Source organism: Oceaniovalibus guishaninsula JLT2003 (genome assembly GCF_000299575.1).
GTDB lineage: Bacteria > Pseudomonadota > Alphaproteobacteria > Rhodobacterales > Rhodobacteraceae > Palleronia > Palleronia guishaninsula.
The window spans coordinates 88,638-102,724 of record NZ_AMGO01000052.1; the positions used below are offsets into that span (position 1 = coordinate 88,638).

The 14,087-nt window shown below is 66.6% G+C and carries 11 protein-coding genes and 1 tRNA gene; 4 read left to right on the forward strand and 8 right to left on the reverse strand.

The features are described 5' to 3' along the window. Nucleotides 1-13 precede the first annotated feature (13 nt). The 4 genes from OCGS_RS11590 to OCGS_RS11605 all read right to left on the reverse strand — a co-directional run bounded on the left by OCGS_RS11590 (nucleotide 14) and on the right by OCGS_RS11605 (nucleotide 4,387). Nucleotides 14-1,816, reverse strand: coding sequence for an ABCB family ABC transporter ATP-binding protein/permease (locus tag OCGS_RS11590; protein WP_007427432.1), 1,803 nt, complete (start codon nucleotides 1,814-1,816; stop codon nucleotides 14-16). Between the two features lie 29 nt (nucleotides 1,817-1,845). Further along, nucleotides 1,846-2,895, reverse strand: coding sequence for a LysM peptidoglycan-binding domain-containing protein (locus OCGS_RS14620; protein ID WP_052026182.1), 1,050 nt, complete (start codon nucleotides 2,893-2,895; stop codon nucleotides 1,846-1,848). A 66-nt stretch (nucleotides 2,896-2,961) separates the two neighbouring features. Beyond that, entirely contained in the window at nucleotides 2,962-3,879 is a 918-nt protein-coding gene (gene rarD, locus OCGS_RS11600; RefSeq protein ID WP_007427434.1) for an EamA family transporter RarD, read from the reverse strand. 70 nt (nucleotides 3,880-3,949) lie between these two features. Continuing rightward, nucleotides 3,950-4,387 (reverse strand): hypothetical protein, encoded by a 438-nt coding sequence (locus OCGS_RS11605; RefSeq protein WP_007427435.1) that lies wholly within the window; start codon nucleotides 4,385-4,387, stop codon nucleotides 3,950-3,952. 139 nt (nucleotides 4,388-4,526) lie between these two features. Here OCGS_RS11605 and OCGS_RS11610 point away from each other — a divergent pair, with 139 nt between their 5' ends. Continuing rightward, the gene (locus tag OCGS_RS11610) at nucleotides 4,527-5,108 is read left to right on the forward strand and encodes an anthranilate synthase component II (RefSeq protein WP_007427436.1); all 582 of its coding nucleotides are present in this window, start codon (nucleotides 4,527-4,529) and stop codon (nucleotides 5,106-5,108) included. After that, on the forward strand, nucleotides 5,105-6,124 hold the full coding sequence (gene trpD / locus OCGS_RS11615) for an anthranilate phosphoribosyltransferase (protein WP_007427437.1): 1,020 nt from the start codon (nucleotides 5,105-5,107) through the stop codon (nucleotides 6,122-6,124). Before OCGS_RS11610 ends, trpD begins: the two co-directional genes overlap by 4 nt. Nucleotides 6,125-6,162: 38 nt before the next feature. Here trpD and OCGS_RS11620 read toward each other — a convergent pair. The 4 genes from OCGS_RS11620 to tgt all read right to left on the reverse strand — a co-directional run bounded on the left by OCGS_RS11620 (nucleotide 6,163) and on the right by tgt (nucleotide 10,858). Next, nucleotides 6,163-6,237, reverse strand: a tRNA-Val gene (locus OCGS_RS11620). 12 nt (nucleotides 6,238-6,249) lie between these two features. Then, nucleotides 6,250-6,849, reverse strand: coding sequence for a hypothetical protein (locus OCGS_RS11625; protein WP_156801044.1), 600 nt, complete (start codon nucleotides 6,847-6,849; stop codon nucleotides 6,250-6,252). A gap of 318 nt (nucleotides 6,850-7,167) precedes the next feature. Further along, nucleotides 7,168-9,567 (reverse strand): endopeptidase La, encoded by a 2,400-nt coding sequence (lon, locus tag OCGS_RS11630; RefSeq protein WP_007427439.1) that lies wholly within the window; start codon nucleotides 9,565-9,567, stop codon nucleotides 7,168-7,170. Between the two features lie 163 nt (nucleotides 9,568-9,730). After that, on the reverse strand, nucleotides 9,731-10,858 hold the full coding sequence (tgt, locus tag OCGS_RS11635; RefSeq protein ID WP_007427440.1) for a tRNA guanosine(34) transglycosylase Tgt: 1,128 nt from the start codon (nucleotides 10,856-10,858) through the stop codon (nucleotides 9,731-9,733). 131 nt (nucleotides 10,859-10,989) lie between these two features. Here tgt and OCGS_RS11640 point away from each other — a divergent pair, with 131 nt between their 5' ends. Continuing rightward, nucleotides 10,990-12,378, forward strand: coding sequence for a RimK family alpha-L-glutamate ligase (locus OCGS_RS11640; RefSeq protein WP_007427441.1), 1,389 nt, complete (start codon nucleotides 10,990-10,992; stop codon nucleotides 12,376-12,378). Beyond that, entirely contained in the window at nucleotides 12,375-14,066 is a 1,692-nt protein-coding gene (locus tag OCGS_RS11645) for a mechanosensitive ion channel family protein (protein ID WP_007427442.1), read from the forward strand. Before OCGS_RS11640 ends, OCGS_RS11645 begins: the two co-directional genes overlap by 4 nt. Nucleotides 14,067-14,087: the final 21 nt, after the last annotated feature.

Below are 14,087 nucleotides of genomic sequence, written 5' to 3' on the forward strand. Positions count from 1 at the left end.
CGCCCCCTTGTCGTCAGGCCGCTTCCTCGGCGTCCTGGCGATACCACAGTGCGGCATAGCGCCCCTGCCGGGCCAGCAGGGCCGCATGCGACCCGCGTTCGACGATGCGCCCGTCTTCCAGCACCGCAATCTCGTCCGCATCGGCGATCGTGGACAGCCGATGCGCGATCACAAGCGTGGTGCGCCCCGCGCCAAGCCGCCTCAGCGCGGTCTGAATATCCTGTTCGGTCTCGGTGTCGAGTGCGCTCGTCGCCTCGTCCAGCAGCAGGATCGGAGGATCCTTCAAGAGCGTCCGGGCGATGCCGACCCGCTGCTTCTCGCCGCCAGACAGCTTCAGCCCCCGCTCGCCCACCTGCGTGTCGTATCCTTGGGGCAGCGAAACGATGAAGTCATGGATCCGCGCCGCGCGGGCCGCATCCTCGATCTGGGTTATGTCGGCGTCGGGCCGACCATAGGCGATGTTGTAACGGATCGTATCGTTGAACAACACCGTATCCTGGGGAACGACCCCGATCTGCGCATGCAGGCTGTCCTGCGTGACGTCGCGGATGTCCTGGCCGTCGATCCGCACGCTGCCGCCCTGCACGTCGTAAAACCGGAACAATAACCGTCCCACGGTCGATTTCCCGGCGCCCGACGGTCCGACCAGGGCCAGCGTGCCCCCCGCCGGAACGGTCAGGCTTATGCCTTTCAGGATTGGACGCTCGGGCTCGTATCCGAATGTGACATTGCGGAACTCGACCACGCCATGCGGCACGTGCAGCGGCTTGGCATCAGGTCTGTCGCGCACTTCGGCCGGCTGGGACAGAAGGCCGAACATCTGCGCCATGTCGATCAGCGCCTGCCGGATCTCGCGGTAGACGGTGCCGAGAAAGTTGAGCGGCATGGTGATCTGGATCATGTAGGCGTTCACCATGACGAAATCGCCCGTCGTCAGCACGCCCCGCTGAACGCCCGTGGCGGCCATGACCATCACCACCACCAGCCCCGCAGTGATCAGCAGCGACTGCCCGGCATTGAGGAAGGCCAGCGAATACTGCGTTCGCAGCGCAAAGCCGACATACTTGCCCATCGCCGAATCGTAGCGCGCGGCCTCGCGGGCCTCGGCGCCAAAATACTTCACCGTCTCGAAGTTCAGCAGGGAATCGATCGCCTTCTGGTTGGCGTCGGTATCCTGCTCGTTCATCTCGCGCCGGATGCGGACGCGCCATTCCGTCACCGCGAAGGTGAAGGCGACATAAAGGACGACCGTGACCAGAACCACGACCAGATACCGGATGTCGAACAGGAAGGCGAGGATCACCGCCACCATCAGCAATTCCAGCATCAGTGGCCCGATGCTGAACAGCAGGAACCGCAGAAGGAAATCCACGCCCTTGACGCCCCGTTCGATGATGCGGGACAGGCCGCCGGTCCGGCGCTGGATGTGATAGCGCAGGCTGAGGCGATGGATATGGGTAAAGGTCTCCAGCGCCAGGGCGCGAAGGGCGCGTTGCCCCACCGGCGCGAAGACGACATCGCGCAGTTGCTGGAAGCCGACATTCATCGCGCGCGTGACGCCATAGGCGACCGTCAGTCCGATCGCCCCGGCGCCCAGCATCCATGCAGCCTGCTGTCCCTCGCCGGCCAGCGCATCGACCGCCGCCTTGTAGAAAAGCGGCGTGATGACCGCGATGACCTTGGCCAGCGCCAGCAGCGCCAGCGACAGGACGACGCGCCGTTTGACCCAACCTTCGCCCTTGGGCCACAGATAGGGCGCGACGCGGGCGATGACGGCAAGGCCGCCCGCATCCTTGGCCTGATGTTGATCGTCCATCCGATCCTCTGCGACAGGGAAGGACGAGCCTAGGGCCGGGATCCGTCGATGGCCAGACCGGGCGACGGTGCCGGGTCCGGTTCGGGGACGGTGAACACCTGCCCCGGATAGATCAGGTCGGGGTTTCGGATGCGGTCGGCATTGGCGTCGAACACCTTGACGTAAAGAAATCCGTCTCCGTAGGTATCCACGGCGATGCGCCAGAGGCTTTGGCCAGGCTGCACGACCACCACCCTGTTTTTCGGGTCCGACGACAGAGTTGCTGCCTCGGCCAGGATGGCCGCGCTTGCCGGCTTGAACGGAGTCTCGATCCGGGCGACGACCGATCCGTCCGATCCCAGCTGATCCGCGCGAAGGACATGAAGCCCGGCCGCCATCTTCGGCAACGTCGCGCGCCATTGGCCGCCCCGATCCGGCCGGACCACTGCCAAAGGATCGCCATCGAGATAAAGACGGACGGCCGATTCCACCGGGCCGCGTCCCGTCAACGCGACCTGCCCCCTTTTCCCGTAAGCGATGCTGTCGATGCCGAGCGCCGTATCCGCGTCGTCTGCCGGCTCTTGCAGCACGCTGACACCGCGATCGTCGACCTCCAGAAGCGTGGGCGCGGCAGATGGCTGGGCGGTCCCGCTCTTCCCGTCCCGCGATGGCGCCACGATCAGCGCCGGTTCGACCCGTCGTGGCGCCGGATCGCCAGCCGTTCGCAGGGTCAACATCCTCGGTTGGGACGCTGGGGAAACGGTTGTCGTGACAACGAACATGCCGGCATCGTCCGCCGCTTCGCTGGCGAGCGTGGTATCGTCGAGCGCGATCTCGACCACCGTTCCGGGCCGGGCGCGCCCGGCGATCACCGCCCTGCCTGTCGCGTCGATCTGCGCCAGATCGAGGACAGGACCGCCGCCATCTGCGGCGTCCGGCACCGCGGCAACCGCCGGCACATCGTCCGCGGCCCTCGCTGCCACGTCCTCAACCTCGGCGAAGGGGCGGCCGAGGGCAAGAATGACGGCCCCCGATCCCCCGGCGGTCAGAGCCGCGAGGACGGCGAATGTCTGAAGCCCTGCGCCGAGTGAGCCTGCCATAGGGTGCCCGTATCGGACCGGGATCGGTCCTGCCACGCCCGCAACATCGCGGTCGATGGCGTCACTTTACCGCGAAGGCGGAACCGCGTCAAAAGTGCCGGCAACCTGCGCTCGTTTGCGCGGCCGCCGCAGCATCGCGCCGGAATAAAGGGCCAGTGCGGTCCAGATGAACGCGAAGGCGACCAGATGCCAGCCGGTCACAACCTCGCCGAAGATGAACGCGGCGCAGATGAATTGCAGCGTCGGGTTCAGATAGCCGATGATCCCGACGCTGGCCATCGTCAGCCCCCGCGACGCGGTCCCGAACAGCATCAGTGGCACCGCTGTCAACGGCCCGCTGAAGATCAGCAGGCCCGCCTCGGCCCAGCCCTGTCCGAAGGCGCCCGCCCCCTGAACGCCGAACCACAGCCATGCCAGGGCCAGGGGTGCCAGAAGCGTGACTTCGGCCGTGACCGATGCCAGCGCGCCCACCAGCAGCGTTTTCTTGACCGCGCCGTAAAGTCCGAAGGAAATCGCCAGGATCAGCGCGACCCAAGGTGCGGCCCGCAAACCGACCGTCAGCAAAGTAACGCCCAGGCAGGCCAGCGCGATGGCAAGCCATGCCAGCGGGCCCAGCCTTTCGCCGAAGACGACACGCCCGATGGCGACGGCCACCAGAGGGAAGATGTAATAACCGAGACTGGCCTCGACGCCGCGCCCGCCCTGGATCGCGCTGATGAAGACGAACCAGTTGACCGAAATAAGCATGGCCGCCAGCGCGCAAAGGACAAGCGGGCGTCCGGGGCGCAACGCCTGCACCACGATGTGCAGACGGCCGCGAACGGCCTGGATCAACCCGAAGAACACCAGCGACCACAGCGTCCGGTGGGCCAGCAGTTCCAGCGGCGGAACGAAGTCGAGGTATTTGTAGTAAAGCGGCGATAATCCCCAGATCGTGCAGCAGCCGACCATCGCCATGGCGCCCTGCAATGTCGTGGGACTCACGCCCGCCTCCGTCCGAACCCACGCCGCGACGAAAGGCGCAACCCCGGTGTCGTCGGACCGCGCGGCAGCGTCAATCGCCAAGTGGCGCGGGTTGGCGGGGTGCCGGCATCGCGACGGGTGCACTGTCGCGGTGGACAGATGGATCGACGGCGGCGTCGGCCGCCGGTGCGTCCAGTGATGGCGCCACGACAGTCATGCGCGGCACCGCGGCGGGACGATCGGCGGTGGATGCGGGGTTCTCGGTGGTATCGGGCGGCGCTGGCAGCCTGGGCACCTCCGACAGCCCGGCGGCCCGGTCGGGGGCGGGCGCCACCGGGTCGAGATCGGGCCGCTCGCCCGCGAACCGGCTTCCCGCCGGGACCCTGACATCGGATGCCTGCGGAACGGGGGCCGCAGGCATCGGGCCACCCACGACGACCGCGAGCATCACCAGACAGACCGTCACGGCCAGTCCCGCGACGGCCCCCGTCAACACTTGCCGCGCGCCGATCCTGTCGGATTTTGCCATCGTCCTGCCCGCTTTCCTGCACCGATCCGCCACGCGGCCTTGCCCCCCGCCGCCGCTTTGCGCATCTATACCCAAACCGGCATCGGGGTCACGCCCGGTCGGCGGTCCCCTGCCCCGATCCCGGCACGAAGGAATGCGGATGCTGCTGCTGATCGACAATTACGACAGTTTCACCTGGAATCTCGTCCATTACCTTGGCGAATTGGGGGCCGATGTGGACGTCGTGCGCAATGACGCCCTGACGGCCGACGAGGCGCTGGCGCGTCGTCCGGCCGGCATCGTCCTGTCGCCCGGCCCCTGCGACCCCGACCGGGCGGGGATCTGCATACCGCTGATCCGCGCGGCGGCCGGGGCGGGTGTGCCGCTTCTTGGGGTGTGTCTGGGACATCAGGCCATCGGACAGGCTTTCGGCGGCCAGGTGCGTCGGCATACCGAAATCGTGCATGGCAAGGCCGGGATCGTCCATCACCGCGATACAGGGATCTTTACCGGCCTGCCGTCACCGTTGCGGGCGACGCGCTATCACAGTCTGGTCGTCGACCGCGGCACGCTGCCCGATAGTCTGGAGATCACGGCGGAGCTTGAGGATGGCACGATCATGGGCTTGCGGCACCGGACCTTGCCCATAGAAGGCGTGCAGTTCCATCCCGAATCCATCCGGTCCGAACACGGTCATGCCATGCTGAAGACGTTCCTTGGTTCCCTGCCGGTCCCCGCATGAGCCTGGATTTGAAACCGCTGATCGAGGCGGCCATCGCACGTCCGCTGTCGCGCGACGAGGCAGAGGTCGCCTTCGGCTTGCTGTTCGACGGCCAGGCGACGCCGGCGCAGATCGGCGGGCTGCTGATGGTGCTGCGGACCCGCGGCGAGACGGTGGACGAATATGCCGCCGCCGCCGCCGCGATGCGGGCGCGCTGCCGCAAGGTCCGCGCGCCGAAGGGGGCCGTCGACATCGTGGGAACGGGCGGCGACGGCAAGGGCACGCTCAACATCTCGACGGCGGCGGCCTTCGTCGTCGCTGGGGCGGGTGTGCCCGTGGCCAAGCACGGCAATCGCAACCTGTCCTCGAAATCGGGGGCGGCGGATCTGCTGGGGCAAATGGGCATCGACGTGATGGTTGGCCCGGCGGTGGTGGAACGCGCGCTTGCGGGTGCTGGTATCGGGTTCATGATGGCGCCGATGCATCATCCCGCGACCGCGCATGTCATGCCTGCCCGGTCCGAACTGGGGACGCGCACGATCTTCAACATCCTGGGTCCGCTGACCAACCCCGCCGGGGTCACGCGTCAGCTCAGCGGCGCCTATTCGGCCGATGTCCTGCGTCCGATGGCCGAAACCTTGCTGGCCCTGGGATCGGAGGCCGCATGGCTGGTCCATGGCGGGGACGGCACCGATGAGATTTCGATCGCGGCATCCACCCGCGCGGCGATTCTGGCGGACGGTGCCGTGTCCGAGACCGAGATCGGGCCGGAGGATGCCGGCCTTCCGATGCACCCCTTCGCGTCCATCGTGGGCGGCACCCCGGCCGAGAACGCGCAGGCCTTCCGCGCCCTGCTGGGCGGGGCGCCCGGTGCCTATCGCGATGCGGTGTTGCTGAACGCGGCGGCGGCGCTGGTCGTGGCGGGGCAGGCATCCGACCTGAAAGAAGGGGCGGCGATGGCGGCCGAAAGCATCGATTCCGGCATCGCGGCGCGCAAGGTGGCCGATCTGGCGCGGATCAGCCCGCTGGCGTCCTGACGGCAGAAAGGCGCCGCTAAGGGCGCCTTTCGTCGTTCTGGTGGGTGATAAGGGATTTGAACCCCTGACATCTTCGATGTGAACGAAGCGCTCTACCACTGAGCTAATCACCCGTCGCGGGTCTCTTAGCGGCGAAACATTTGCGGCGCAAGATCGGGTTCGGGGTTCAGCCGGCGTCCCGTTTCCGGGTCAAAACCGGCGGCCACCATCGCGTCGCGCACCTCGTCGGCGTTGGCGATCATCTCCCAGACCGGGCGGCGGACGGATTTGCGCAGGCTCGACGACATCGGCGCGGGCGGCAGGCCCAGGGACGCCACGATGCGGGCCAATGCCTTGTCGCGGCGAACCGGATCGACAAGGTCGCCCTCGTAGGACAGGTCGATGGCATCGAGACCGCGGATGGCGCGCTGCTCCAACTCGCGCATGTCGTTCCAGGCGCGCAACTTGCGCACGAAACGCTTGGGCTTGATCGCCAGGGGACGGTCTTCGTCGCGTCGGTCGTTCGTGAAATGATAGCGCCCCGCATGGGCCGCATAGATCACCGAGAACACCTGCGCGACGAGATCGCGGCGCTGTAGATGGATCAGCCGCCAGCCCTGTCGCGTCAGGTCGTTGAGAAACAGATGCGGGTCCGGCTGACCTTGCAGGCGGGTCACATGGATGGGCTTGAGGTGGAAACCGAACGCCTGACCGACCCCGCGCGACGCATTGTCAAGAAAGGTCATCGACGCCAGCCGTGGCCGGCGCAGGATCTCGTCCCGACACCGGATCGCGGGATGGGAATTCAGCGACGAGGTCAGCAGCGTCGATCCGGTCCGCCCTTGCGCGAAAATGCAAAAGCGGATCGGCGGACGTCCGAAGACCCGCCTGCCGAGCGTCAGTGCTTCGACCGGAAGGCCCTCACACCAAAGGCGCAGGGCGCTCCGGCTCTCGTATCCTTCGATGTCGCGACGATTGACGGGCCAAGCCATTGTGCGAAATTGCCTTCTTGCCCGCTTCGTCCGGTCCGGGCCATGCAACAAGGCACGGCCCGGACCCGTCGATCAGTGCGCCGTCGCGCTGGGCGCCTGGGCGATCCGGGCGGCGGCGGCGGCATCCGCCGCTTCCTGCGCCGCATCGTCCCACTCGATCGGATCGGGCTTGCGCACCAGCGCATGTTCCAGAACCTCGGATACGTGGCGGACGGGAATGATCGTCAAACCCTCTTTCACGTTATCGGGGATCTCGGCCAGATCCTTCTCGTTCTCCTGCGGGATCAGCACCGTCTTGATGCCGCCCCGCAGGGCCGCCAGCAGCTTCTCCTTCAGGCCGCCGATGGGCATCGCGTTGCCCCGAAGACTGACTTCGCCGGTCATGGCGATGTCCTTGCGCACCGGGATCTGCGTCAGAACCGACACGATGGACGTCACCATCGCCAGACCCGCACTCGGCCCGTCTTTCGGCGTCGCGCCGTCGGGCACGTGGACGTGGATGTCCAGCGTGTCGAACTTGGGCGGCTTCACCCCGATCTGCGGACTGATCGACCGGACATAGGAACTGGCCGCGTCGATGCTTTCCTTCATCACATCGCCCAGTTTTCCGGTCGTCTTCATCCGGCCCTTGCCGGGCAGGCGCAAAGCCTCGATCGACAGCAGCTCGCCCCCGACGCTGGTCCAGGCCAGCCCCGTTACAACGCCGATTTGGTCCTCTTCCTCGGCCAGCCCGTAACGGTGCTTCTTGACGCCCAGGAAATCGCCCAGGTTATCCGCCGTCACCACGACCTTGTCGGTCTGCTTGCGCACGATCTGCGTCACCGCCTTGCGGCACAGCTTGGCGATCTCGCGCTCGAGGTTACGAACGCCTGCCTCGCGCGTATAGGTGCGGATGATCTCGCGCAGCGCGTCCTCGGTCAGCTCGAACTCGGCAGGCTTGAGGCCGTTGGCCTTGATCTGCTTGGCGATCAAATGCCGCCGCGCGATCTCCGCCTTCTCGTCCTCGGTATAGCCCGACAGCGGAATGATCTCCATCCGGTCCAGAAGCGGACCGGGCATGTTGTAGGAGTTCGCAGTCGTCAGGAACATGACGTTGGACAGATCGTACTCGACCTCGAGGTAATGGTCCACGAACGTCGCGTTCTGTTCGGGATCGAGCACCTCCAGCATGGCCGAAGCGGGGTCGCCCCGGAAATCCTGGCCCATCTTGTCGATCTCGTCGAGAAGGATCAGCGGGTTCGTCGTCTTGGCTTTCTTCAGCGCCTGGATGATCTTGCCGGGCATCGACCCGATATAGGTCCGCCGGTGACCCCGGATCTCGCTCTCGTCGCGCACGCCGCCCAGGCTGATGCGGATGAACTCGCGCCCCGTCGCCTTGGCGACCGACTTGCCCAGCGATGTCTTGCCGACGCCCGGAGGGCCGACAAGGCACATGATCGGACCCTTCAGCTTGCTGCTGCGCTGCTGAACGGCCAGATACTCGACGATCCGCTCCTTCACCTTTTCAAGCGCATAGTGATCGTCGTCCAGCACCTTCTGGGCGGCGTTCAGGTCCTTCTTGGTGCGCGACTTCACGCCCCACGGGATCGACAGCATCCAGTCGAGGTAGTTGCGCACCACCGTCGCCTCGGCCGACATCGGCGACATGTTTTTGAGCTTCTTCAGCTCGGCATCGGCCTTCTCGCGCGCCTCCTTGCTCAGCTTGGTGGCGGCGATCCGCGCTTCCAGTTCGGCAACTTCGCCGGCCCCTTCCTCGCCGTCGCCCAGTTCCTTCTGGATCGCCTTCATCTGCTCGTTCAGATAGTATTCGCGCTGCGTCCGCTCCATCTGCGACTTCACGCGGGTCTTGATCTTCTTCTCGACCTGCAAGACCGACATCTCGCCCTGCATCAGGCCATAGACCTTCTCCAGCCGCTCGGCGATCACCAGCGTCTCGAGCAGTTCCTGCTTCTGCTCGACCTCGACGCCCAGATGGCCTGCGACCAGATCGGCCAAGCGCGCGGGCTGCCGCGTCTCGCCGACGGCGGCCAGCGCCTCCTCGGGGATGTTCTTCTTGACCTTGGCATAGCGCTCGAACTCCTCGCCGACCGACCGCACCAGCGCATCGACGCTGGCCTGATCGCCGGTTTCTTCTGTCAGGGGTTCGGCCGCCGCCTCGAAGAAGCGGTCGTTGGGCTGAAAGCCGGTGATGCGCACGCGCGTCTTGCCCTCGACCAGCACCTTGACGGTTCCGTCGGGCAGTTTGAGCAGTTGCAGCACGTTGGCCAGCACGCCGACGCGATAGATGCCGTCGCTGTCGGGGTCGTCGGCGGCGGGGTCGATCTGGCTGGAAAGCAGGATTTGGCGGTCGTCCTGCATCACCTCTTCCAGCGCGCGCACGGATTTTTCGCGTCCGACGAACAGCGGCACGATCATGTGGGGAAAGACGACGATGTCGCGCAGCGGCAGGACGGGATAGGATTGTTCGGTCATCTGGATGTCCTTGTTGGCAGGGGATGCTTGCCCCGCTTTGCGGCGGCGTCCGATCCCCCCTCTTTCGGTTAGGGTATGTGGGGACGGCGCGGCGTCTTTCAACCACGCCCCCGGACGGCGCCGGATGCGACACTGCCCCCGTGCCGGGTCGGCGGCAAGAGGGTCACAGCGGCTCGATGTCGCCCAATGCGCGTGTCGCGTGAAAGTCGTCCTGCCAGCCGGCGAAGGTGCCCGCGGCAATGGCCGTGCGCATCCCCTCCATTAACCGCTGGTAATAGCGCAGGTTGTGCCATGTCAGCAGCATCCCAGAAATCATCTCCTGCGCGCGAAAGACGTGGTGCAGATAGGCGCGGGAATAACTTTGGCAGGCCGGGCAATCACAGGTTTCGTCCAGGGGCCGGGGGTCGTCGGCATGGCGCGCATTCTTGATGTTGACGACACCGCGCGGGGTGAAAGCCTGACCGGTGCGCCCCGACCGCGACGGCAGGACGCAATCCATCATGTCGATCCCGCGCGCCACGGCGCCGACGATGTCGTCGGGCTTGCCCACCCCCATCAGATAACGCGGCCGGTCGGCGGGCAGCATGCTGGGGGCGAAGTCCAGCACGTCGAACATCGCCTGCTGCCCCTCGCCCACCGCCAAGCCGCCCACGGCATAGCCGTCGAACCCGATGGCCGTCAGCGCCTCGGCCGATTGCGCGCGCAGATCGCGGTCGAGGCCGCCCTGCTGGATGCCGAACAGCGCATGTCCGGGCCGGTCGCCGAACGCGTCGCGCGACCGCGCGGCCCACCGCATCGACAGCGCCATCGACGCCGCGATCCGGTCGCGGTCGGCGGGCAGCGCGGGGCATTCGTCGAAGCACATGGCGATATCCGATCCCAGCAAACGCTGAATTTCCATGCTGCGTTCGGGCGTCAGCTCGTGCCGGCTGCCGTCGATATGGCTGCGAAAGGTCACGCCGCGTTCGGTCAGCTTGCGCAGGCCCGAAAGACTCATCACCTGGAACCCGCCGCTGTCGGTCAGGATCGGACGGTCCCAGTTCATGAAGCGATGCAGTCCGCCCAGCCGGTCGATCCGCTCGGCCCCCGGCCGCAACATCAGGTGATAGGTGTTGCCCAGCAGGATGTCGGCCCCCGTGGCGCGCACGCTTTCGGGCAGCATCGCCTTGACCGTCGCCGCCGTGCCCACCGGCATGAAGGCGGGCGTGCGTATCTCGCCGCGCGGCGTGCGGATGGTGCCCGCCCGCGCCTTGACGTCCGTCGCGACGATGGAAAAGCCGAACCCTGCCATGATGTGCCCCGGTGACGATCTGTCAGCGCGCCGCACTAGCGCCCCCGCCGCAAGGTTGCAATCGTCGCCCCCGCCGACAACAAGGACCGACAACAAGGGCTGCGATGCGGCGTCAGCACGGGGACCGACGAATGACCAACCAGATCCGGCTTGGCTGGGAGGAGTGGATCGCCCTGCCCGATCTGGGCCTGCCCGCGCTCAAGGCCAAGGTGGATACCGGGGCGCGCACTTCGGCCCTGCATGCCTTCGATATCGAGCCTTTCGGCCCCGCTTCGCAGCCCCATGTCCGGTTCGCGATCCATCCCGTGCCGGGGCGCGCGTTCAGCGTCGCCTGTTCCGCGCCGATCCTCGACCGGCGCGAGGTGACATCCTCGAACGGCGAGACGGAACTGCGCTATGTCATCGAGACGCGCCTGTCCGTCGGCAACCGCGACTGGCCCATCGAGGTGACGCTGACCGACCGAGGCAGCATGGCCTATCGGATGCTGCTGGGGCGGCAGGCCTTCGGGTCGCAGGTGGTGGTGGTGCCGGGCGAATCCTTCTGCCAGCCCAAGCTGGATTATTCCGCCTATGCGCGCACCTATGCCGAAGCGCCGCCGCGTTCGCTGCGCGTGGCGATCCTGGGGCGCGACACTGAACAGACCTTTATCGCGTCGCTTGTCGCGGAAGGCGAAAGGCGCGGTCACGGCGTCGATATCCTGGACGCGCGGCGATGCTACATGGCGCTCAACGCGCTGGCGCCCGAGATCTACTATGACGGCAAGCGTCTGCCGCGTTTCGACGCGGTCGTTCCCCGGATCGCCGGGCGCGATACCGCTTATGGATGCGCCGTGCTGCGTCAGTTCGAAACGATCGGCACATGGTGCCTGAACGGACCCGCCGCCATCGCCGCCGCCTGCGATCGGCTGCATGCGCAGCAGCTTCTGGCGCGGGCCCGGATCCCGACACCGGCAACCGCCTTTGCGGATTCGCCGAAGGACACCGGCAACCTGATCGGGCTGGTCGGCACCGCGCCGCTGATCGTCAAGCTGCTCGACCCCGCCAGGGGGCGCGGCGTCGTCTATGCGAAGACCCGCGATGCCGCCGAATCCGTCATTGGTGCCTTTCGCGGCCTTCGCGCGAATTTTCTGGTCCAGGATTTCGTCGAGGAAGCCGGATGGACCGACATCCGCTGCATCGTCGTTCACGGCAATGTCGTTGCGGCCATGCAGCGCAACGGATCGTCCGGCGATGCGAAGGGCGCCACGCTGCGCCCGATCCGACCGAAGCGCGCGGAGCGGGCGCTGGCCCTGCGCGCGGCCAAGATCTTCCGCCTGGGTCTGGTCGAGGTCGTCATGCTGCGCACGGCCGAGGGGCCCAAGGTGCTGTCCGTCGATCCGACCCCGCGCCTCGACCGTTTTGCGGAAGCGGCTGCCGGACCCGAAGGCGCGCCCGCCGGTCTGGCCCAGGCGGTCTTCGACCGGATCGAGACGCGGATGCAGCCCTCCCTTTCGCGCCGCAAGCGTGGTTCGCGGGAATGACCCGATGCGCCGCCTCGACCGTGCGGCCCGTCATCCGGCTGGCCATCGTTGTCGTCCTCTGCCTGGCAGGGACCGTTGCCGCCGCGCAGCAATCGGACGCGGGTGACGGCCCGCGCGGCACGTGGTTCGTTCTGGATACCCTCAATGCCGGACTGCCCGCGCCCGACGGACGGATCGACCGGGACACGCCGCAGGGGGCTGTGGAAAGCTATCTCGACGCGCTGGGGGATGGCGACAGCCTGCTTGCCGCGCATATGCTGAACCTCAACGGCATCCCTCGGGACGCACAGGCCAGCGTCGGCCCCCGTCTGGCGCGGCAATTGCAGACGATCCTGGAACGTCGCGCGATCCTGTCATGGCGCGCACTTCTGGAACGACCCGATGCGCTCGACTCCCAGCAAAGCTCGAACGCGGCCCTGGCAGGTCAGCCGCGCCGGTCGCTGTTGCTGGGCGTCCTGGAATTGCAGAACCGCGAGGTGGCGATCCGCCTGAACCGCGTGCGGGTGGGCGACAGCGATCCGGTCTGGGTCTTTTCCGAACGCACGGTCAGCCAGATCCCCCGGCTTTATGCCGCGCATGGCCCGTCGCCGCTGGAACGCGCCTTGCCCGAAAGCTTGAAGGCGAAAACGCCCATCGGGCTGCGAGTGTGGGAAGTGATCGGTATTCCGGTCGTCATCGTGCTGGCGGTGATTGTCGGCCGACTGGTCCATCGCCCCTTCGCCGCGCTGGAATACCGCGTCGGTCAGGGTTGGCCGCGCATGGTCGCCCGGTCCCTGCACTGGCCGCTGGTGATCGCCGCCGTCACGACGGTGATCCTGACGGCCGGGCTGCACGTCTTCACCGTCTCGGGTATCGTCGCGTCGGTTCTGACGCCGCTTGTCGTCATCGGCTATGTCGTCGCCGTGCTGCTGTTCCTGGTCGAGGTGATCGACACGATCCTCGAATACATCGTCACGTTCGACACCGACCGGCTGGAGGATCGGGACAATTCGGACTATCGTACGCTGGCCACCGTGCTGTCGGGCGGGCGGCGGTTGCTGATCGTGATCGTTCTGCTGGTCGGGCTGGGCGTCGTTCTGTCCGAAGCGAACGTCTTTCGATCCCTGGGGTTTTCGCTGCTGGCATCGGCCGGCGCACTGACCGTCATCTTCGGCTTCGCCGGACGGCAGGTCCTGGGCAACATCATGGCGTCGTTGCAGATAGCGCTGAACCGGTCCGCCAGGATCGGCGATCAGGTCATCTATGAAGGACACTGGTGCACGGTCGAGCGGATCCATTTCACCTATGTCCAGCTGAAGATCTGGACCGGCAACCGGCTTGTCGTCCCCGTTTCCCGCTTCGTCAGCGACGATTTCGAGAACTGGACCCATTCGGATGCCGCGATGACCGTAACCTTCAAGCTGACGCTGGCCCATAAGGCCGATCTCGACGCGCTGCGCGACAGCTTTCACAAGGCGGTGGCCGACGACCCGGACGTGACCGATGCCGACGCGGCCAAGATGATCGTCTATTCGCAGGACGCTTTCGGCCCTGTCGTGCGGTTTCAGGCCCCCGCCGCCGACCCCAAATCCGGCTGGGCGATGGAATGCCGCCTGCGCGAGGCCGTTCTTGCCGCCGCCCGCCGCATCGAGGACGAGACCGGGCGTCCGATGCTGCCGCAAGGCGGGCTGGACGACATGGCAGGCTGACCCGCGGACTGGACGAAGCGG

Excerpts from the sequence above, each read along its gene's own strand:
- OCGS_RS11590 (WP_007427432.1), bottom strand. The coding sequence starts at position 1,816 with ATGGACGATCAACATCAGGCCAAGGATGCGGGCGGCCTTGCCGTCATC.
- OCGS_RS14620 (WP_052026182.1), bottom strand. The coding sequence starts at position 2,895 with ATGGCAGGCTCACTCGGCGCAGGGCTTCAGACATTCGCCGTCCTCGCG.
- OCGS_RS11605 (WP_007427435.1), bottom strand. The coding sequence starts at position 4,387 with ATGGCAAAATCCGACAGGATCGGCGCGCGGCAAGTGTTGACGGGGGCC.
- OCGS_RS11610 (WP_007427436.1), top strand. The coding sequence starts at position 4,527 with ATGCTGCTGCTGATCGACAATTACGACAGTTTCACCTGGAATCTCGTC.
- trpD (WP_007427437.1), top strand. The coding sequence starts at position 5,105 with ATGAGCCTGGATTTGAAACCGCTGATCGAGGCGGCCATCGCACGTCCG.
- OCGS_RS11625 (WP_156801044.1), bottom strand. The coding sequence starts at position 6,849 with ATGACCTTTCTTGACAATGCGTCGCGCGGGGTCGGTCAGGCGTTCGGT.
- lon (WP_007427439.1), bottom strand. The coding sequence starts at position 9,567 with ATGACCGAACAATCCTATCCCGTCCTGCCGCTGCGCGACATCGTCGTC.
- tgt (WP_007427440.1), bottom strand. The coding sequence starts at position 10,858 with ATGGCAGGGTTCGGCTTTTCCATCGTCGCGACGGACGTCAAGGCGCGG.
- OCGS_RS11640 (WP_007427441.1), top strand. The coding sequence starts at position 10,990 with ATGACCAACCAGATCCGGCTTGGCTGGGAGGAGTGGATCGCCCTGCCC.
- OCGS_RS11645 (WP_007427442.1), top strand. The coding sequence starts at position 12,375 with ATGACCCGATGCGCCGCCTCGACCGTGCGGCCCGTCATCCGGCTGGCC.